Below are 21202 nucleotides of genomic sequence, written 5' to 3'. Positions count from 1 at the left end.
TTGTAAAAGATGGTCTTGTTTGGAGTACTTTGCACAAGAATTCAACAAAAAAAGGAGAGTCTTGGTTTCTATACCCTTACTCTCCATGTCTTTTACTGTTCAGAAATTAAAAATTGATTTGAAGTTTTAATGATGTTTACCGTTTCCTTGATATCTAAATCATCCGTGAATAGAAAATGATGTTTATCACTATTTTTAGCTAGAAACTCTTTTCTTGCTTGGATTGATAAATCGCCTGTTCTCTCAATTTCTTTTCGAGAAGAGTCTCTCTCTTTCAAGGTTTCTTCTTGAGCCATTAGGACACAATATTTTAGCTTAATTCGTTTTTCTTTTAAGAAGGCTGCAATTTTCTTCAGTTGCTCTTCAAATATGACATACTCTATCACGACAGTAATGCCACGATCCAAGAAATTATTGGTCAGACTGATGATATTATCCCAGAATAAATCCATGAAAAATCCATCATCCTCCCAAGGAGCTACGAGACCTCCTTTAATCATTAAGTAAATCATGTCGCCCTCTATAACTGCACTTTTGTCAAAAGAATAGGCCAACTCTTTGCTGACGGTGCTCTTTCCAACGCCTGGGGGACCTGAAATAATATAAACACAATTTTCCAACCTTATACCTCTACATACTTGAAATATCTCTAACTTACGATAACTTTCAGCCCACTTATGACTTTCTTATGAAGTCTTCAGGATACTGCGCACGCGCACCTCCAATGAGTTTGGGACGACTAGCTAGAGCCGTTACATGGGCATGGCCAATCTCACGCAAAACTGGTCGAATCGGAACCTGTACATGCTTGACATGCATACCAATTGCGGTATCTCCGATATCCAATCCCGCATGAGCCTTGATAAATTCAACCTCAACTGGATTCTGCATAAACTTGAAGGCTGCCAACTGACCCGAACCTCCTGCATGAAGTGTAGGAAGGACACTGACGATTTCAAGACCAAACTGCTCTGCCACCTGAAGTTCAACGACGAGGGCTCGATTGACATGTTCACAACCTTGAACAGCTAGATGAATCCCTTTTTTCTCTAGGATATCTAGAATGGTCTTCACAATGATTTCCCCAATTTCTTGGCTGGATTCCTTGCCAATCTGACCACCTAAAACTTCGCTAGAAGATAGACCTAGGACAAAGAGGCTTCCTTCACACAATCCAGCCTTCTCCAAAACATCTTCAACAATCTGGCTTGTTGCTCTTTGAATGTCTTTTCCCTTCATACTTGATACCTCTTTTGTCACTATCTATCATATCTTTTTTTACTGATTTTATCAAGGCCAACTAATCATTCTGATTTTAAAAAGCAAAACTCCCAGAATATACTGGGAGTTAGCTAATTGCTATTTTATTGATGTATATTTCAACCGTCGTCCCTTTTTCGGGTGCAGAATTGATCTTCATCTGGTAATTTTCTCCAAAATGAAGTTTGAGTCGTTGGTTGACATTTTGAAGGCCAACTCCCCCACGTTTGAGCTGACTTTGACTACTATCGCCAGCAGCTTGGAAACCAACACCATCATCCTCAATGCGGATGACAAGCCCTGTATCCTGTTTCTGAACAGAGACTTTAATATAGCCCTGACCTTCCTTCTCCTTAATGCCATGGTAAAGAGCATTTTCTACAAGGGGTTGTAACACCAACTTGGGTAAGACTAGGTTATCAAAAGCAGGATCTTCAGCAATCTCATACTCCAGCTTATCACCATAGCGTTGTTTCTGGATAAAGAGGTACTGGCGGACATGATTGATTTCATCAGAAAGAGAAATCAAATCCTTTCCTTGATTGAGCGCCAAGCGGAAATAGGTTGCTAAGGACTTGGTCACCTGAACCACTCGCTGACTATCCTGAAACTCAGCCATCCAGATGATAGTGTCCAAGGTGTTATAGAGGAAATGGGGGTTAATCTGGCTCGACAGTGCTTGAAGTTCATACTGCCGGGTCGCTTCTTCCTGCCTGCGAATAGCTACCATCAGCTGATTAATCTGATCCAACATGGCATTAAACTGGCGAGTCACTTCTCTCAGTTCATAGGCGCCAGCCTCCTTGGCACGAAGATTTTGAGTCCCAGAAGCAATTTCCAGCATGGTTTCTCTCAGATCCTTCAAAGGAGCAATCCAGCGTTTGAGACTGAACCACACCAAGCAGAGACAGGCAAGAAGAGATAAGGCACTAGCACCAAGCAAGGTCCACATGAGTTGACTCCGAACCTGGTCTAATTTCTCCAACGAAGACACGCCTATAACCGTCCAATCTGTTCCTGCAATCTGTTCCTGACTAACGTAGGATTGGTGATCCAGCGTATAGCCCTGCCCCGTCTCAATATAGGGTTTCATGACCTCCATTTCGCTAGACGAACTGTAAACTGTGTGTTTAGGATGGTAAACAAATTCATGGTTTTCATTGATGATAAAGGCAAAGCCCTGCTGCCCCAACTGGAGTTGGTTGAGATAGGCTTCCAGAGTTTCGTAGGAAATGTCCAAGCGAAGCACGCCAAGATTGGCTCCCTTCGCATCAACAAGTTCTTGAGTGACAGAAATAACCCACTGGCTGTCTGATTTACGAGCTGGTGTCAAAACGGGCTTAGCCCCCTGATGAATAGCCTTTTGGTACCAGTCCTCAGCCATCATATCTGAGGAAGTTTTCATCTGCACACTGTCATCTGTAGAAATGACCTGACCGGATTTGGTCACCAGCACAACCGTTTTCAAGTCCTGGTCTACCTTTAAGATGGTCAAAAATAGATCTCGGATTCCCTCGACCTTGTTTTGACTAGGATTCTCAGCATAGGCTAGGACATCCGTCTGCTGGGTCAAACTAGTCGAGGTTGTTTCTAATTTTTTGATATAGGACTGGATAAAGTGGCTAGCCTGGCTGATAGTCGTTTGGCTATTGCCTTCAATGGTAGCCTCTATGGCTGAAGAACTAGAGTGATAGTAGAAAGTCCCAACCACAGCTAGGAGAATGAGAAATACCAGAAAGATGGAAATAACCATTCTGACTAAAAGAGAAGAGCGCTTCATCGACCTTCCCCCTTCTTAAACTGACGAGGTGTCACACCTGCAATCTGTTTAAAGCGTTGGGCAAAGTAGTTCATATCTTCAAAACCAACCTTTTCTGCAATCTCGTAAATCTTCAGATCTGTAGTTAAAAGCAAGAGCTTGGCTTGTTTGACACGTTCTCTCACTAGATAATCCTGAAAAGGCAACCCCAACTCTTTCTTAATCAAGGAGCTCAGATAAGTCGGACTAAAGCCCAAATCACTGGCCAAGCTCTTTAAACTAAATTGACTGTCAGCCAGATGGGACTGGATTTTCTGGGCCAGGTTTCCCTCAAACTTATCAGTTAATAAATCTTGTAACTGCTCTTCCTTTTCTTCCTTGTCTAGTTTTTGCTTGATTTTCCCTAACATTTCCTCAATATCCTGACGCGAAAAGGGCTTGAGCAAGTAGTCATCCACACCGAGTTTGACAGCAGACAAGGCATACTCAAAATCATCGTAACCTGTCAAAAAAACTAGGTGAACCTGAGGATAGGTTTCTCGTACCAGACTAGCCAACTGGATGCCATTCAGCTGAGGCATGTTAATATCGGTTAAAATGATATCTGGCACCTGCTTTTGAATCAAGTCCCAAGCCTGTCTTCCATTTTCAGCCTGACCGATGATTTCCATATCGTAGGCTGCTACATTGACCAGCTTGGTCAAGCCTTGTCTTACCAGATACTCATCTTCTACGATTAAGATTGTGTAGGTCATGCTCTGCTCCTTTACCACTTACTAGTATCAGTATAGCAAAATTCTCCTCTAACTGCTTAGGAAAGACTTCTTAATCGACATAATCTAGTAAATAGGCATAGCCTTTTTCTGCCATTTGGTCTTTGGGAATAAATCGGATAGAGAGACTATTGATACAGTAGCGTAAGCCACCCTTGTCCTGTGGTCCATCCGTAAAAACATGGCCAAGGTGAGAATCTCCAACTCGGCTCCGCACTTCCATGCGTGTCATATTGTAAGACTTATCTTCCTTGTAGGTAGCAACATCTGGGCTGATTGGTTGGGTGAAACTAGGCCAGCCACAACCAGACTCAAACTTGTCCTTTGATGAAAAGAGGGGTTCACCAGTTGCCACATCCACATAGATACCGGATTCAAATTTATCCCAATAGCGGTTTGAAAAAGCTCGTTCTGTTTGATTTTTCTGGGTAACTGCATACTCCTCAGGTGACAAGGTCTTTTTCAATTCTTCATCGCTTGGTTTAGGATATTTACTGGCATCGATGACAGGGTAGGCAGCCTGATTAACATTGATATGACAGTAGCCATTTGGATTTTTCTTGAGGTAGTCTTGGTGATAATCCTCCGCCACCACAAAATTCTTCGAGTTTTCCTTTTCAACTGCCAGAGGTTGGTCGTATTTCTTAGCCACCTCATCAAAGACTTGGTTGATTACCTCCAAATCCTTTTCATCTGTGTAATAAACGCCAGTACGGTACTGGGTCCCCACATCATTTCCTTGTTTATTTTTGCTGGTTGGATTAATGATGCGGAAGTAATGAAGCAGGATTTCCTTGAGGGAAATTTGATTAGCATCATAGGTGACATGGACAGTCTCCGCATGTCCTGTTTGATTGATCAATTCGTACTTGGTTGTTTCCCCTCTACCGTTCGCATAGCCTGAAACGGCATCTGTCACTCCAGGCACGCGTGAGAAGTATTCCTCCACTCCCCAGAAACAACCTCCAGCTAGATAAATTTCGTGCAAGTCTGCGTCTTTACTAATTTCTGTTTTTTTCACTGTTTTTCCTCCTTGGCTAACGGATGCTTTCTCAATTTGCGAGCTATCTGTCTGCCCTGCATTTCGCATCAATAGAAAATAGAAACCGGTTAGGACTAGGAGAATAACCCCTGCCAAGACAAAAAGTTTTACTTTATCATTCATAGCCTTTCTCTACCCCATTTCTTTCAATTCTTTTAAAATCATATCCTTATCCATAAAACCTGGTTGTGTTTTGACCAGCTTGCCTTCCTTGTCTATAAAGGCTTGAGTCGGGTAGGAACGGACACCATAACTTTCCAAAAGTTTGCCTGATGGATCAATTAGAACTGGAAAATTTTTATAATCCAAGCCCTTGTACCAATTCTTAAAGTCCGCTTCAGATTGCTCCCCCTTATGACCAGGAGAGACCACTGTCAAAACTACATAGTCATCACCAGCATCCTTAGCGATTTCGTCCGTATCTGGAAGGCTGGCTAGACAGATGGAACACCAAGAAGCCCAGAATTTGAGATAGACTTTCTTGCCCTTATAATCAGACAAACGATAGGTCTTACCATCTACTCCCATCAGTTCAAAATCAGCAACCGCCTGACCTTTAGTCGCAGTTTGCGAACTGACTTGTTCTGTTTTCGTTTGCTCCTTCATAGTAGACTCGTCTGACATGTTTTTAGCCGAACAGGCTGCCAAACAACAGATTGAGCCAACTCCAAGGAGACATGTTTGCCATTTTTTCATTTCTTTTTCCTCTCTATTCAAATAATGTAGTCAAAATGGAAGCATTTCCCAAAAGCACCAAGATTCCCATCACGATAATGAGGAAACCACCGACTTTTTTGAGGATTCCGAGGTAAGGATGCAGTTTTCGGAAATGTTTCAAAACATAGCTGGAGGCGAGAGCTAGAACTAAAAATGGTAGCGCCAAACCCAGCGTGTAAACCAACATGAGACCAGCTCCCTGCCAAGCACCTGAGCCACCTGAAGCTGCTAAGGCCAAAACAGACCCCAGAACCGGCCCTACACACGGCGTCCAAGCAAAACTAAAGGTTAACCCCAGTAAAAATGCCTGACTATAGCCGTTAGCGTTTTGACCCTGTCTCTTTAATTGTAGCCTTTTCTCCTTGTAGAGCCCCTTCAAATGTAAAACTTCCATCTGGTGCAAGCCCAAGAGAATGATAATCGCACCCGTCACATACTGAAACCAAGAAGCATACAGCAAATTGCCTAAAAAACCAGCTCCATAGCCCAGTAAGATAAAAACAAAGGAAATCCCCGCTATAAAGGCCAAAGTTCGCAATAAACTAACAAGTGAGATTGAAAATTTTCCACTAGAAGCCTGAGCATCATTCTTATAATCCAACAAGACCCCCGCATAGACTGGCAACAAGGGTAAAATACAAGGAGAAAAGAAGGAAAGAATTCCAGCAAGAAAAACACTGATAAAAAAGATTGCATTGTCCATTGCCTTCCTCCATTCTTTGATTTGATAGGTCTATTATAGCTCCAAAACTCCAGAAAAAACAGGGACAATGATAGGGAAAAATAGGAATTTAATCAGTTTATTTAGAAATCTGGCACAAAAAAGTCCCATAAGATTTATAATGAAAAGCGACTAATAACCTCATTAAACTCATCAAACGAAATGCCTTTGGTTTTCGGAACTTTGAGAACTTCAATAAAAGGATTTTCATCGCTCTCAACATCAAAAAAGAAAGGACGAAATTCGTCCTTTCTCGATCTTAGCTGACTTCAACCTACTACAGTTGACAAAGAGCTGATTTTTTCTGTCTAACTTTTTGGGGGCGGTACGAGCTCCCTTCATTTTTAATAAGTTCCTTCTTCACCTTGGCTAGTCAAGATAACTGGACCGTCTTTGGTAATCACGAACTGGTGTTCATATTGGCAAGACAGGCCGCCATCTATAGTCTTATGAGCCCAGCCAGTCTTCATATCTGTATCAATTTCCCAGTCACCAGTATTAATCATGGGTTCAATGGTTAGTACCATTCCTTCACGGAGACGGAGTCCACGGCCTGCAATACCGTAGTTAGGAACCATTGGCTCTTCATGCATTGTTGGACCAACACCATGACCAACCAAATCACGAACGACACCATAACCGCGACTTTCAGCGTATTCTTGAATGGCTGCACCGATATCACCGATACGATTGCCAACAACTGCTTGCTCAATTCCTTTATACATAGCTTCCTTGGTCACGTCCATCAGGTTTTTCACTTCTTCAGACGGTGTACCAACCGCATAAGCCCAACATGAGTCTGCTAAACCACCAGTATAACTTTGGGTGTATTTTTTCATTTGCTCAACATTGTTGAAGTTGAGTTTAGATACATTGAGGTCAGATTTGGCAATCGGGCCACCCAGTACCATGTCAACCTTGAGCAAATCGCCATCTTTCAAGATGTGATGACGTGGAAAAGCGTGAGCCACTTCGTCATTTAGAGAGCAACAAGTGGCATAGGGGTAATCCATGACAGCACCATCCACACCAATCTGTAAAGGAAGGAAATTCTCCTCTTTACAACGTCGACGAACGTACTCTTCAACTTCCCACATATCCACGCCTGGCTTAATCAAATCACGTAAGCCGATATGGATACTTGCTAGGAAATCACCAGCCTTGTCCATGGCTTCGATTTCACGTACTGATTTTAAAGTTATCATTTTTTCTCCTAGATTCTAATTAATTTTAACCGTAATATTTGCTTTTGAAACAATCTGATGACCATGATAAATATCATAATCAATAATAGCTGAACGTCTCGTGTGGTGAATAATCCGAGCCTGAATCCGCAGAGTATCATCTATCTGTACAGCCTGCAAGAAATAAATCAACATCTGTTCAATGATGAGATTACGTCCACTATTGACAACGAGGTCTTGGGTCATATGGTTGAGGATTTCAGCCAAGACTCCATTAGCAAGGACACCATTTTTCTCCAGCATGAAGGGCTCAACAGTAATAACGACTTCATCATGATGATAAGAGAGTTTTTGCCCGATTTGCTCTGAGAAGGTCGGCAAAGCAGAAACTTGGGAACGGCTCATCTTTTCCATGACATCTCGTCGTGTTACGACACCGAGCAAGGTTTGGTTACTTCTGACAACGGGAACCATCTCAAAATCTTCTGCAATCATTCGTTGACTGACATTGGCAATATTGGTCGCTAATCCTGTTACAAAGATACTACGTGTCATCACCTTATCAATCGTCGTGCTGGGGGATTTATCTCCTGCGTCACGCATGGTAACAACTCCCACAACCACTTGGTGTTGGTTAATAACTGGGAAACGACTACTTCGATTCTTGCGTACCAAGTCTAGATAATCTTTCACTGTGTCTGTTTCTCTTAAGAAACCATACTCATGACTTGGACGATAGAGCTTTTCAACTGTTAAAATATCTGTCTTAATCTGCACATTTGACAAAGCTCTATTGATCATGGTCGCCACTGTAAAAGTATCATGCTTGCTTCGTAAAACAGGAATACCCTTTTTATTGGCAAGAGCTAGTACATCCTCGTGCACATGAAAACCACCCGTTACAAGCACCGCATTTTCATTTTCCAGAGCTAAAAGTTGAATTCGAGTACGGTCACCTACGATCAAAAGACCACCATCATGGAGATAGGACAGGATATTTTGCTCTGTCATAGCCCCAATGGAGAATTTACTAAACTCTCTCTCAAGCCCTTCCTGACCAGCTAAAACTTCAGAAGAGGTGACTTCAGCAATTTCAGCATAGGTTAGCCGCTCAATAGCCACTTTCTGGGACTTGACTCGTATGGTTCCACTACGTGGCCGAGTTTCAACGATGCCACGATTTTCAGCTTCTTTGATAGCTCGGTAGGCTGTTCCGTCACTAACACCTAGGTGATTGGAAATACTGCGTACACTAACTCTCTTCCCAATTGGTAACTCTTCCAGATAGGACAAAATTTCCTGGTGTTTACTCATTGAATTCTCCTTTTATGTTTCGAAATTCAAGATAGTCCCTCATTTTTCGTGTATAGCGATCGCTTCCCTTAAACTGTCGGACGAGGCTAAAGCCCGATTTTAAGGCTACTTTTTGACTAGCTTGATTTTCCAAATGAGTGATGATGGATAATTGTTTTAAACCAAATTCTTCAAAGGAAAGCTGACAAAGCTTGGTAACCACTTCTGTCATAAAACCTTGTGACCAAGCATCTTTATTTAAGAAATAACCAATCTCTGCTTCTTTTTTGATTTCATCGATTTTTTCAAATTTAATGGAACCAATCATTTCCTGATTTCCTTGGAGACAAATAGCCCAAACCCCTAGAGGATTCTTCATAAAATAGTTAGCAAGGGCGTACTGACTTTCTTCCAAACTTGCTTGACTGGGAAAAATAAACTGTAAATTCTCAGGGTTTGAAGCAATCTCGAAAAACGCTTGACTGTCACTAAAAAAGAAAGGACGCAAATACAAGCGCTCCGTTTCAAAAAAAGAAAACATTGCTAATTTGGTCCAAATATTCATAATCACCTCAACGGCTTAGTCTTCAACGAGTGTAATATCCGCTCCAAGACTACGCAATTTTTCAATAATATCTGAGTAGCCACGAAGGATAAACTCAATATTCGTAATTTCAGTCTGGCCTTGAGCCATCAAGCCAGCGATGACAAGTGCAGCACCAGCTCGCAAGTCTGTAGCTTTTACACTTGCCCCGTGTAACTTACGACCACCGTTGTAGATAATGTGATCATTTGTAGTCGTAATATCCGCATCCATTTTTGCTAACTCAAAGACATGATTAACACGTTTCTCATAAATCGTATCAATAATGGTTCCACGACCTTGCGCAGTCAGTAATAGCGGAGTTATAGGCTGTTGCAAATCGGTTGCGAACCCTGGATAGGGAGCAGTTTTGATATTGATGGCCTTTAAACCAGACTGTTCTTCAACGAAGATGCTGTCTTCTGAGACCGTCATACGAACGCCCATTTCCTCTAGTTTAGCGATAAAGCCTTCTAAGTGTTCATAGAGAACGTTGTTAATGCGAATTCCTTTTCCTACCGCTGCAGCAAGTGAAATATAGGTTCCAGCTTCGATACGGTCTGGGATTACTTGGTGACGCGTTCCATGAAGTTTCTCGACACCATCAATAATGATAATATCAGTTCCTGCACCACGAATATGGGCCCCCATGTTGTTCAAAAGGGTAGCAACATCGATAATTTCCGGTTCACGAGCCGCATTTTCAATGACAGTGCGTCCCTTAGCTTTAACCGCAGCAATCATGGTGTTAATCGTTGCTCCAACGCTAACGGTATCCATGTAAATACTTGCGCCATGAAGCCCCTTACCTTGGGCAGATAAATTCATATTATCTCCCTCATAGCTGACCTTAGCACCCATGGCTTCAAAGGCTTTTAAGTGAAGATCAATCGGACGAGGTCCCAGATCACATCCACCAGGAAGTCCAACTGTAGCTTCACCAAAGCGACCTAAAAGACTTCCGTAGAAATAATAAGAAGCACGCAAGCTATTAATCTTGCCATAAGGCATAGGAATGTTCTGAACACCTCTTGGATCAATCTCCAAGACATCCTCATAACGCTTAACAGTCGCCCCCATAATTTCCATGATTTCGACAAGACTAGCAACGTCTGAAATATCTGGAACACAATCTAAAGTGACAATATCATCTGATAAGATAATAGCTGGAATAAGCGCTACAACACTATTTTTAGCACCACTAATGGTGATCTCACCTTGCAATGGACGTCCACCATTGATGACAATTTTTCTCATGTTTTACTCTTTCAAAATTTACTAAAAAGGTCTTTTCGTTCTATTATACCATAATTTTCAGTTTTTTCCCATTCCTATTTACTAAATACCATCTCATTTTGATAAAAAAAGACCTATCACTCAAGCTTTTCAGCCTGAAATGATAGGTTTTTGTGTTAGATTAGCGTACAGTGCGGATGCGCATTGTGTTTGTACGAACAGCTTCGCCAAGTGGTACACCTGCAACGATAACAATATCATCACCAGATTCTACCAAACCTTGCTCAACTGCAATTCTTTCAGCGAGATCAAACATATCATCAGTGTTTGATGGGCGATCAGTGGTTACTGGAATAACTCCCCAGTTAAGCATCAAACCACGCTGAGTCAATTCATCGAAAGTGATTGCCAAGATATCAGCATCTGGACGGTATTTAGAAATCAAACGAGCAGTGTGACCTGTCTTAGTAAGAGTAACCACCAACTTGATATTCATAGAATTTGTCGCATCCTTAACAGCTGAAGCCATAACCTCAGTCTTAGAATTACGTGACAAGTTAACAGATGACAAGCGACCGTATTCTTTTAAAAGAGTTTGAGCATTCTTGTCAATTGTTGCCATTGTACGAACAGACTCAAGTGGATATTTACCATTTGCAGACTCACCTGAAAGCATTGTAGCGTCGGTTCCGTCGATAACAGCGTTAAACACATCTGATACTTCTGAACGCGTTGCACGTGGTTTTTCAGTCATAGTTTCAAGCATGTTTGTTGCTGTGATAGCGACTTTACCAGCTGCATTTACTTTTGTAATAATCATTTTTTGGTAAACTGGAACCATTTCGAATGGTACTTCAATACCCATGTCACCACGGGCGATCATGATACCGTCAGCAGCTTCAATGATTTCATCCAAGTTGTCAATACCTTGTTGGTTTTCGATTTTCGCAAACAATTGAACGTGACCATTACCAGTTTCTTCACAGATTGCACGAACTTCGTTAACGTCTTTCGCAGTACGTACAAATGAAATCGCGATGAAGTTGATACCTTGTTCCAAACCGAAACGGATATCATCGTTATCACGTTCAGCAAGAGCTGGGAAAGGAATTTTAGTGTTAGGGATGTTTACACCTTTTTGTTTAGCGATAATTCCGTCGTTTTCAACTTCAACTTCAAACTCACGAGTTGCATCGTCTTTTGCAACAACGCGAAGACCCAATTTACCATCGTCAACCAATACTTGGCGACCAACTTCAACGTCATCATAGATGTCAAGAGCACCAGCAACGTTCAAAGCAATCACTTCACGAGTTGATTTGATTCCTTGTTTAGTTGCAACACGGATTTTTTCACCAGTTTTGTATGAGTACTCTTTAGCTTCACCTTCGAACAATTCAGTACGGATTTCTGGTCCTTTAGTATCAAGAAGGAAACCAACTTTTTTACCTGCAAGTTTTTCTGCAAGTTTAACAGTTGCCATACGTTCACCTTGTTCTTGGTGGTCACCGTGTGAGAAGTTGAAACGGAAAGTGTTAGCTCCCGCTTCAATCAATTTAGCAATGTTTTTTGCTGAAGCTTCAACGTCAAGTTTTTCACCCCAGTATCCGTCTTCACCGAATTTTTTACCACCACGGATTTCAACCGCAGGACCTAAAGTTGCAACGATTTTTACACGTTTGTTCATGATTTTTGTGACTCCTTTATATAATTCGACCTTTTATGGTCATGTTACCAAATTAATGAAAGTTGATTAGGACAAGCTCTTGTTCAAATCAGAAAGTTCAAGATCAGCTTTATGAGGGTTGTTAACAACGATCTTACCATCAGCTGTTAAGCTAAACAAAGCTCCTTCTTCTGCTGTACCAAGGATTGGATTCTCAACCATTTTTTCGTTACGGATACCAACAGCGACACCACCGATTCCTTGTTTAAGGAGTTTAACAGCGTGTGCCCCCATGCGTGATGCCAATACACGGTCACGCGCAGTTGGTGATCCACCACGTTGGATGTGACCAAGTTCTGTTACACGAAGGTCACTAGTGTCTCCTGCTTCTTTTAGTTTTTGACCAAATTCAGCTGCTGACATAACACCTTCTGCCAAAACGATAATGTTGTGTTTTTTACCGTGCTCATAACCAGCTTTGATACTAGCTACGATATCTTCCATCTTGAAGCCTTCTTCAGGGATGATAATTTCATCAGCACCAGTTGCGATACCAGCCCAAAGAGCGATATCACCAGCGTTACGTCCCATTACTTCAACAACGAAAGTACGACGGTGACTTGATGATGTATCACGAATCTTATCAATCGCATCCATTGCAGTCGTAACTGCAGTATCAAATCCGATTGTAAAGTCAGTACCTACGATATCGTTATCGATTGTACCTGGAAGTCCAATAGCAGGGAATCCATGCTCAGTCAAGCGCATAGCTCCATGATAAGAACCATCACCACCGATAACTACGACTCCTTCGATACCGTGTTTTTTCAATTGCTCAATCCCTTTAAGTTGGCCTTCAAGTTGTGCAAACTCAGGGTAACGAGCAGAATGAAGGAAAGTACCACCACGAGAAATGATGTCTCCTACTGAAGCAGCATCAAGCGGATAAATTTCACCGGCAACCATACCTGCGTATCCATCATAGATACCAAAAACTTCCATTCCTTCTGAGATTGCTTGGCGAACTACTGCACGGATGGCAGCATTCATACCAGGGGCGTCTCCACCACTGGTCAAAACAGCAATACGTTTCATTTGGTTTATGCTCCTTTTTCTTTTAACATTCTTACTGATTATACCACATTTAAATCGAAAATTCTTCTATTTTCCGTATTTTTAGCGATAAATCGTTTTCATAGCAATTCCCTCTAATTTTTCCTCTAGAGCAGAATCTTTTCTTACAAAATGTTGTGTAGAAACAACCGTTTTTCCTTCCTCTTCATACCTGATAATGACAGGGATTGGGCCTTTGTATTGTTCTAGGATATTTGAAATCTCTTTATCATTTTCATGATTTTTAACTTGAATCCAGAATCGTTCAGCGACTGCTTCTTTCAAATCTTGTGCAATCATTTGCAGACGACCATCTCGAGATTGAATCTTCCCATTGATATAGTAAAATTTCCCTTCGGATAGGATGGGGGCGAATTTTCGATACTGATCCGAAAATACAGTCACATCCATCCGAGACTTACTATCATGAACCTGTAGAAAGGCCATATTCTCGCCCTTCTTGGTTCGAATCACCTTTAGTTTTTGCACTTCAACTAGAAGGGTTGCTTGACTCCCCTCAGTGAGAGTAGCAATGGGTGCCGTTGGATAAAGGGCTTGTTTGGCAAGTGTTTGCAAAGGATGAGCACTGATACCAACCCCGATTAGTTCCTGCTCCTTGTAAAATTTCTCTGCTTCCGTAAAATCATCCGCCTCAGTCCAGCTATAGTTTGTATCTGCAAAGAGTCCGCCTAACTCCTCAACAAAAACAAATAAGTTTGGTAGGTTCACTAAGATTTTCTGACGATTCTTGTCAAATTCATCAAAAAGCCCTAGTTCAACCAAAGGAGTCAAAAGCGACAGTTTCTTGTAATTCTTGGGAAGACGTGTGACGAAATCTTCCACACTTGAAAAAGGACGATTTTCGATGATCCAGTAAGAAAAATCTCTTGGCATGCCCTTAATAGCTTTTAGACCAAGATAGATTTTCTTCTGAGCAATTTTATCGTGATAGGGAATGCTATTGATTGCTAACGGGGCTACTTCAAAGCCCATCTGCAATGCATCCACAATGTAATCGCTACTGGAATAATTCAACATGACTTGGAAGAAAATAGCAGGATAATGCGTCTTGAAATAAGCAAGCTGAAAAGCCAGGGCTGAGTAGGCATAAGCGTGGGATCTGTTAAATCCATAGCCTGCAAACTTTTCCATCACTGCAAAAACTTGATTGGCCTTTTCTTCTGTATGCCCCAATTTCATAGCTCCCGTGATAAAATCTTCCTTCATCAAATGCATCTCTTTAGCATTTTTCTTACCCATGGCTCGTCTGAGAATGTCAGCTTTACCAAGACTGAAACCTCCAAAGCGCTGAGCTACCTGCATGACTTGCTCTTGGTAGAGCATAATACCGTAGGTTGATGACAGAATGTCCTCCAAGACAGGATCCAGCACCGTCACCTTTTCTTTGCCGTGCTTACGAGCGACAAAATTATCAATATAATCACTAGCTCCTGGTCTGTTGAGCGAGGTTGTGGCTACTACCTCTTCAAAGACTTGTGGCTGAACTCGTTTCAACAGTCGGATGGCTCCAGGTTGTTCAAATTGGAAAATCCCCTTGGTATTTCCAGCAGCAAAGAGGGCCAGAGTTTCTTTGTCTTCCAAATCAATCTCTTCGATTTTTAGATGAATACCTTCTGAGTCAGCCAGTACTTCCTGCATTTTTTGTACAAAAGTTAGGTTACGCAGACCTAGGAAATCCATTTTTAAAAGGCCATTAGATTCAACACCATGAGCATCATACTGGGTTATCAGCATATCCTCACCGTATTTGAGCGGGATATAGTCTGTCAGATCTTGGTCACTCATAACGACACCAGCTGCATGGATAGAGGTCTGACGAGGATACCCTTCAATCTTTCGAGCAATCTCAAAAGCTTTTTGGTATTCAATCTTACTATTGATAACCTGCCTAAACTGTAAATTCTTTTCATAGGCTGTCGTTAGCGTATCTCGAAAACTGATTTTTTTCGTAATATTGGTTAATTCGTACTCTGGAACACCATAGCGTTTGAAAACATCACGAATTGCCTGTTTTGCTCCAAAGGTCGAATAAGTGACAATCTGCGCAACGTGTTGGCTGCCATAGCGATCACGGACATAACGAATGAACTCTGGTCTATAGAGGTCAGGAATGTCGATATCGATATCGGGCATGGTGTAGCGCTCACGATTTAAAAAGCGTTCGAAAATCAGATTCTTTTCAACCGGGTCAATTCCTGTGATATCAAGTGAATAAGCCACCAGACTACCAACCGCAGAACCACGCCCCATTCCCATATAGTAGCCTTGGGAACGTCCAAAACGGAGCAAATCCCAAACTACAAGGAAATAATCGTCAAATCCCATATCATGAATCACAGCCAACTCTTCATTCAGTCGCTCACGATAGATAGCTGAGGTTAGCCCCTTGTCACTCAAGCCTTTCTCAGCTCTCTCTCTAAGTTCTTCTACCGCTGGTTTTTCAGGATTAAAGCGAGGGAGTTTTAAACTTGGGTCGATTTGATAGCTTACATTCTCTATCAGACCTTGGAGATTGGCAAGCGCCTGAGGGAAGCGATTTTTAAACCGTGCTTCCAAGTCTGAGGCTGGTAAAAAGATTCCTTGTTGTGAATGCAGATCCACTTCTCTTAGGCTGACATTATCCTTGACTGCTGACAAAATTTGCAAAACTTGAATATCTTCTTTTTCAAAAGAATTGACTTGATACAGTGGAAGAATGGGTCTGGTAAAAACTTCTTGAGGAGTATCTGGACTAACACCGATATAATAGTCATAGCCTAAATCTAACTGTTCGATCCCCTCAAAATAGGGAACAATAATGGCCACATCCTCGAGGTGGGGGGTGAAGTCAGACCAATTTTTCCGTCCAGTCATTTTTAAAGTGGATAACTTCATCAACTCTTGATAACCTTTAGTGGATAGGGCTAGAAAACGAAGAGAAATATTGTCCTCATCTTTGACCAAGGTCATTTCTAGACCAATTAAAGGTTGAATGCCATGCTTACGAGTTGCTTCTAGAAAATGATAGGCTCCATAGAGATTATCCACATCCATGATAGCAAGGTGAGAATAGCCGTATTCTTTAGCCATTTGTACGTATTTTTCAATTGAAACCACACTTTCCATAAAACTATAAACAGTCTTGGTGTCGAGTTGTGCAATCATTTCTTCTCCTCCTTGCTTTAGATATAGTACTATTATACCATTTTAAAAACTAGAATGAAAAGGTAGAAGATCATTCCTTTTAAAGTGACTTCATCACAGGCCAACAATATCTTTTTTACCTTATTTTTGATATACTAAATTTAGAATATTTCTAAAGGAGAGCGCCATGCGTTTTAATCAATTCAGCTATCTTCACGTTTCTCATTCGCAAGTTTTGCGCGAGTTATCCCAGCTTGGTGTGAGGTTGGCACCAGAACAAGCATCAAAAAAACAACTTGAACAATTTGTCCGCTGGAATTTTTTCACTTATAAAAATACCGACTATCCTTTGTCCGTCTTAGCAGCAGACAAGGAGACTGATCTCCTTACCTTCTTTCAGTCAGATTGTGACCTGACTCCTGAGATTTTTTATACTGTAGCTTTTCAACTTTTAGGATTTAGCTATCTTGTTGACTTTGAGGATGCCGAACAATTCCGTAAAGAAACTGGATTTCCTATTATTTATGGAGATTTGATTGAAAACCTCTACCATTTGCTCAACACTCGTACCAAAAAGGGAAATACGCTCATTGACCAGCTTGTTAGTGATGGACTCATTTCAGAAGATAATCACTACCACTACTTTAACGGTAAAAGCTTAGCAACCTTCTCTACTCATGATGTCATTCGTGAAGTCGTGTATGTTGAGAGCCGTGTGGATACTGATAAAGACGGACTCCCTGATTTAGTCAAGGTCAGCATTATTCGCCCTTGTTATGATGGACAAGTTCCTGCTCTTATGACTGCAAGCCCTTATCACCAAGGGACCAACGACAAAGCCAGCGACAAGGCTCTCTACAAGATGGAAGGGGTGCTTGAGGTCAAACCTGCCCACACCATTGAGCTTGAGGAGCCTGAGATTGATTTTGTCGAACCTCATGGTCAAGCAGAAGTCGTCTCAGAAGCTGAAGAAAAGCTATCTCACATCAATAGCTCATATACTCTAAATGACTACTTCCTCCCACGTGGATTTGCCAATCTCTATGTATCGGGTGTTGGAACCAAAGATTCTCAAGGGCTCATGACCAATGGGGACTACCAGCAGATTGAAGCATATAAAAATGTGATTGACTGGCTTAATGGCCGTTGCCGTGCTTTCACGGATCACACACGCAAACGTCAAATCAAGGCTGATTGGTCAAACGGAAAAGTCGCAACAACAGGTATTTCCTATCTAGGTACCATGTCCAATGGTCTCGCGACCACAGGTGTTGATGGCTTAGAAGTGATCATCGCAGAAGCAGGTATTTCCTCTTGGTATAACTACTATCGTGAAAATGGTCTGGTGACTAGCCCAGGTGGTTACCCAGGTGAGGATTTTGACTCACTTGCTGAGCTTACCTACTCCCGCAATCTCCTAGCTGGTGACTATATTCGTGCTAATGAAGCTCATCAAGCGGACTTAGAAAAGGTAAAAGAGCAATTGGATCGCAAGACTGGTGACTACAATCAGTTTTGGCATGACCGTAACTATCTGCTCAATGCTCACAAGGTTAAAGCTGAGGTAGTCTTTACGCATGGTTCTCAGGATTGGAACGTTAAACCACTTCACGTATATCAGATGTTTCATGCTCTTCCTGACAATATTCGCAAGCACCTCTTTTTCCATCATGGGGCTCATGTTTATATGAATAACTGGCAGTCAATTGACTTCCGAGAGTCCATGAATGCCCTCTTAAGCAAGAAATTGTTAGGACTTGACTCAAGCTATCAACTTCCTACTGTTATCTGGCAGGACAATATCGCACCGCAAAAATGGCAAGGTCTTGATGACTTTGGCAAACAGGATGAACTGCATACATTCTCTCTTGGAACTGAAGAAAAAGTGATTCAAAACCAGTATGATCAAAAGGATTTTGACCGTTATGGCAAGACTTACCAGACTTTCAACACAGAACTTTACCAAGGAAAAGCTAATCAGATCACCATTGACCTTCCAGTAAGTCAAGACATTCACTTAAATGGGCGAGTGGAGCTGAAACTTCGTGTCAAATCAAATACAAACAAGGGCTTATTATCAGCTCAACTGCTAGAACTTGGACAAAAGAAATATCTGCAGCCTTATCCAGCTGTTTTAAGTGCTAGAACCATTGATAATGGCCGTTACCACATGTTAGAAAATCTCTGTGAACTGCCATTTACTCCAAGCGCCCAACGTGTCATCACCAAAGGCTACCTTAATTTACAAAATCGAAATGATTTACTAACTGTTGAGAGCATAGAAGCTGAAAAATGGATGGAAATCCAATTTGCCCTACAACCTACGATTTACAAGCTGAAAAAAGGTGACACACTTCGCCTTGTTCTCTATACAACAGACTTTGAAATTACAATTCGAGATAATACAGACTATCACTTAACTATTGATTTAACACAGTCTTCTATCACCATCCCCTCATAAAAGGAGCCAGCCTCATATGAATAAATCTGAACATAGACACCAACTCATCCGTGCACTTGTAGCTAAAAATAAGATTCATACACAGGCAGAGTTGCAAGCTTTACTAGCTGAAAACGACATCCAAGTCACACAGGCCACTCTCTCACGCGATATCAAAACCATGAATCTATCAAAGGTTCGCGAAGCAGATCATTCTTATTATGTTTTAAATACTGGCTCCATCTCCAAGTGGGAAAAACGCTTGGAAAACTATATGGAAGATGGCTTGGTCATGCTACGCCCTGTCCAGCATCAGGTTGTCCTCAAAACCTTGCCAGGCCTTGCCCAATCGTTTGGAGCTGTTCTTGATGCTCTCAATTTTAAACAAATCATTGCTACCGTATGTGGTGATGATGTCTGCCTTCTTATCTGTGAAAACGCTGAAGAAGCACAGACTTGCTTTGAAATTCTTAAAAAATTTGCGCCACCATTTTTCTTCAATGACTAAAAAATTCCCCGTGATGAATACAATCACGGGGTTCTCTTTTATCAATAACGATAGGCTATTTTTCTTCTTTATCAGCCTTCTCATTGTCTTTTTTTTCTCGTGCCAATCGAAGAGCACGTTTGGGATTAAGACGATTAAACAATTCTTCTAGTTTCTTTTCATTCCATACATCTGCTGCAGAAACAAAATTCCCATCTGCATCTCGGAATGATATCGGTTTATCTCCCATATCAATCTCCTAGTCTACAAATTCAAACTCAAATTTACCGATTCGGACCAGATCTCCATCCTTGGCTCCACGCGCACGAAGGGCTTCGTCAACCCCCATACCACGAAGCTGACGAGCAAACTTCATGACAGACTCATCACGGTCAAAGTTGGTCATGTTAAAGAGTTTCATGAGTTTTTCACCAGAAAGAACCCATGTAGCATCATCGTCACGGCTAATTTCAAAGGCTTTTTCTTCCTCATCAAAGCCATAGTAAGCTTCTTCTTCCATATCAGACTCGTCATAGAGCAAGAACTCAGGAGTCTTATCCAACAATTCAGCTGTCGCATCCAAAAGGGGCGCCAAACCTTGCTTAGTCAAACCAGAAATAGGGAAGATTGCTGGAAGTTCTTCAAACTCATCGTAGTTTGCTGCCAACTTTTCCTTAAAAGTTTTTAGATTTTCCTGACTTTCAGGCATATCCATCTTGTTGGCTACGATGATCTGCGGACGTTCCATGAGACGAAGGTTATAGGATTCTAATTCCTTATTGATAGCAAGGTAGTCCTCATAAGGATCACGTCCTTCGCTAGCTGACATATCGATGACATGGAGGATAACTCGTGTACGTTCGATATGACGGAGGAACTGAGTTCCCAGACCGACTCCCTGACTAGCCCCTTCAATCAAACCTGGTAAATCAGCTACTGCAAAGGATTCACCTGATTGGGTACGAACCATACCTAAATTTGGCACAATTGTCGTAAAGTGGTAAGCACCGATTTTTGGTTTAGCTGAAGTAATGACACTAAGCAGAGTGGACTTTCCAACAGATGGGAAACCGACCAAGCCGACATCCGCCAAGATTTTTAATTCCAGTTGCAACTCACGTTCTTGACCTGGTTCTCCATTCTCAGAGATTTCAGGTGCAGGATTTTTTGGTGTCGCAAAACGGATGTTTCCTCGACCACCTCGACCGCCATGAGCCACGATAAATTCTTGACCATGTGCAATCAAGTCTGTAATGACTTTACCTGTTTCTGCATCACGTACAGTAGTCCCCTGTGGCACGCGAACACGAAGATCTTCTGCCCCACGTCCGTGCATTCCTTTAGTCATCCCTTTTTCACCGGATTCGGCCTTGAAATGGCGGTTATAGCGGAAATCCATCAAGGTACGCAAGCCTTCGTCTACAACGAAAACAACGTTACCACCACGTCCGCCATCGCCACCCCAAGGACCGCCATTCGGGACATATTTTTCACGGCGAAAGGCAACCATACCATCGCCACCATTACCAGCCTTGACCTTGATCTTGGCTGTATCTAAAAACATACTCATATTTTCTTCTCGCTTTAAAAAGGACTGGAAAATCCAGTCATTAGTTATTGTTTCTATCTTAGCAACTCGCTTAGAATCTGCTAAAAGCTCCAAGCGCAGTCGCAAAGATACCAGCAAGGGTTACAAACAACATAATTAGCACGACAAAAAGCGTTACTTTTTCAAACATTGTTTTTTTACGTTTTCCATTATCTCCAAAAGCCATTTGGACTCC

19 protein-coding genes and 1 pseudogene are annotated in these 21202 nt (G+C 41.8%); 3 read left to right on the top strand and 17 right to left on the bottom strand.

Annotation, left to right across the window (positions count from 1 at the left end):
- Positions 1–92: 92 nt before the first annotated feature.
- From D8854_RS00550 to ccdA2, 7 genes are all read right to left on the bottom strand, one after another.
- The gene (locus D8854_RS00550) at positions 93–620 is read right to left on the bottom strand and encodes an AAA family ATPase (protein ID WP_125448946.1); all 528 of its coding nucleotides are present in this window, start codon (positions 618–620) and stop codon (positions 93–95) included.
- Positions 621–675: 55 nt separating this feature from the next.
- Entirely contained in the window at positions 676–1239 is a 564-nt protein-coding gene (locus tag D8854_RS00545; RefSeq protein ID WP_185768048.1) for a TIGR01440 family protein, read from the bottom strand.
- A gap of 109 nt (positions 1240–1348) precedes the next feature.
- Positions 1349–3040 carry a cache domain-containing sensor histidine kinase gene (locus tag D8854_RS00540; RefSeq protein WP_125448942.1) on the bottom strand — a complete coding sequence of 564 codons (1692 nt, stop codon included), beginning with the start codon at positions 3038–3040 and terminating at the stop codon, positions 1349–1351.
- Positions 3037–3774: a response regulator transcription factor gene (locus D8854_RS00535; RefSeq protein WP_125448940.1), complete on the bottom strand. Its 738-nt coding sequence runs from the start codon at positions 3772–3774 to the stop codon at positions 3037–3039. Before D8854_RS00535 ends, D8854_RS00540 begins: the two co-directional genes overlap by 4 nt.
- Positions 3775–3844: 70 nt before the next feature.
- Complete coding sequence (msrB, locus tag D8854_RS00530; protein WP_125448938.1) at positions 3845–4957, bottom strand: peptide-methionine (R)-S-oxide reductase MsrB; 1113 nt, start codon at positions 4955–4957, stop codon at positions 3845–3847.
- 9 nt (positions 4958–4966) lie between these two features.
- A complete protein-coding gene (locus D8854_RS00525) occupies positions 4967–5530 on the bottom strand; it encodes a redoxin family protein (RefSeq protein ID WP_057489437.1) in 564 nt (187 codons plus the stop codon).
- Between the two features lie 13 nt (positions 5531–5543).
- Positions 5544–6254, bottom strand: coding sequence for a thiol-disulfide oxidoreductase-associated membrane protein CcdA2 (gene ccdA2 / locus D8854_RS00520; protein WP_057489438.1), 711 nt, complete (start codon positions 6252–6254; stop codon positions 5544–5546).
- A gap of 143 nt (positions 6255–6397) precedes the next feature.
- On the opposite strand from ccdA2, the pseudogene D8854_RS00515 reads away from it, so the two are divergent.
- Positions 6398–6535: pseudogene (locus D8854_RS00515) on the top strand (transposase); the annotation flags it as partial.
- Between the two features lie 81 nt (positions 6536–6616).
- On the opposite strand, the gene D8854_RS00510 reads toward D8854_RS00515, so the two are convergent.
- From D8854_RS00510 to D8854_RS00480, 7 genes are all read right to left on the bottom strand, one after another.
- Positions 6617–7477: a methionyl aminopeptidase gene (locus D8854_RS00510; RefSeq protein WP_125448936.1), complete on the bottom strand. Its 861-nt coding sequence runs from the start codon at positions 7475–7477 to the stop codon at positions 6617–6619.
- Positions 7478–7492: 15 nt separating this feature from the next.
- Positions 7493–8770, bottom strand: a complete 1278-nt coding sequence (gene spxR, locus D8854_RS00505) for a CBS-HotDog domain-containing transcription factor SpxR (protein WP_125448934.1) — start codon at positions 8768–8770, stop codon at positions 7493–7495.
- Positions 8763–9314, bottom strand: coding sequence for a GNAT family N-acetyltransferase (locus D8854_RS00500; RefSeq protein WP_125448932.1), 552 nt, complete (start codon positions 9312–9314; stop codon positions 8763–8765). The genes spxR and D8854_RS00500 overlap by 8 nt, the downstream gene beginning before the upstream one ends.
- A gap of 15 nt (positions 9315–9329) precedes the next feature.
- The gene (locus tag D8854_RS00495) at positions 9330–10589 is read right to left on the bottom strand and encodes a UDP-N-acetylglucosamine 1-carboxyvinyltransferase (protein ID WP_049479008.1); all 1260 of its coding nucleotides are present in this window, start codon (positions 10587–10589) and stop codon (positions 9330–9332) included.
- 160 nt (positions 10590–10749) lie between these two features.
- On the bottom strand, positions 10750–12255 hold the full coding sequence (gene pyk, locus D8854_RS00490; protein WP_125448931.1) for a pyruvate kinase: 1506 nt from the start codon (positions 12253–12255) through the stop codon (positions 10750–10752).
- Positions 12256–12321: 66 nt separating this feature from the next.
- Positions 12322–13329, bottom strand: coding sequence for a 6-phosphofructokinase (gene pfkA / locus D8854_RS00485; RefSeq protein WP_000820881.1), 1008 nt, complete (start codon positions 13327–13329; stop codon positions 12322–12324).
- Positions 13330–13410: 81 nt separating this feature from the next.
- The gene (locus D8854_RS00480) at positions 13411–16512 is read right to left on the bottom strand and encodes a DNA polymerase III subunit alpha (protein ID WP_125448929.1); all 3102 of its coding nucleotides are present in this window, start codon (positions 16510–16512) and stop codon (positions 13411–13413) included.
- 166 nt (positions 16513–16678) lie between these two features.
- Between D8854_RS00480 and D8854_RS00475 the strand changes: the two genes are divergently transcribed.
- Complete coding sequence (locus tag D8854_RS00475) at positions 16679–18952, top strand: Xaa-Pro dipeptidyl-peptidase (RefSeq protein ID WP_125448927.1); 2274 nt, start codon at positions 16679–16681, stop codon at positions 18950–18952.
- 16 nt (positions 18953–18968) lie between these two features.
- Positions 18969–19439, top strand: coding sequence for an arginine repressor (locus tag D8854_RS00470; protein ID WP_001043006.1), 471 nt, complete (start codon positions 18969–18971; stop codon positions 19437–19439).
- Between the two features lie 55 nt (positions 19440–19494).
- Here D8854_RS00470 and D8854_RS00465 read toward each other — a convergent pair whose 3' ends face one another.
- The 3 genes from D8854_RS00465 to D8854_RS00455 all read right to left on the bottom strand — a co-directional run bounded on the left by D8854_RS00465 (position 19495) and on the right by D8854_RS00455 (position 21193).
- On the bottom strand, positions 19495–19668 hold the full coding sequence (locus D8854_RS00465; RefSeq protein ID WP_000502572.1) for a hypothetical protein: 174 nt from the start codon (positions 19666–19668) through the stop codon (positions 19495–19497).
- A gap of 9 nt (positions 19669–19677) precedes the next feature.
- Positions 19678–20988, bottom strand: a complete 1311-nt coding sequence (obgE, locus tag D8854_RS00460; RefSeq protein WP_125448925.1) for a GTPase ObgE — start codon at positions 20986–20988, stop codon at positions 19678–19680.
- Positions 20989–21058: 70 nt separating this feature from the next.
- Positions 21059–21193 (bottom strand): DUF4044 domain-containing protein, encoded by a 135-nt coding sequence (locus D8854_RS00455; protein ID WP_000863854.1) that lies wholly within the window; start codon positions 21191–21193, stop codon positions 21059–21061.
- Between the last annotated feature and the right edge of the window lie 9 nt (positions 21194–21202).

This window comes from Streptococcus mitis (assembly GCF_003943905.1).
GTDB lineage: Bacteria > Bacillota > Bacilli > Lactobacillales > Streptococcaceae > Streptococcus > Streptococcus mitis_BC.
This window is presented reverse-complemented; position numbering and strand designations above follow the sequence as displayed.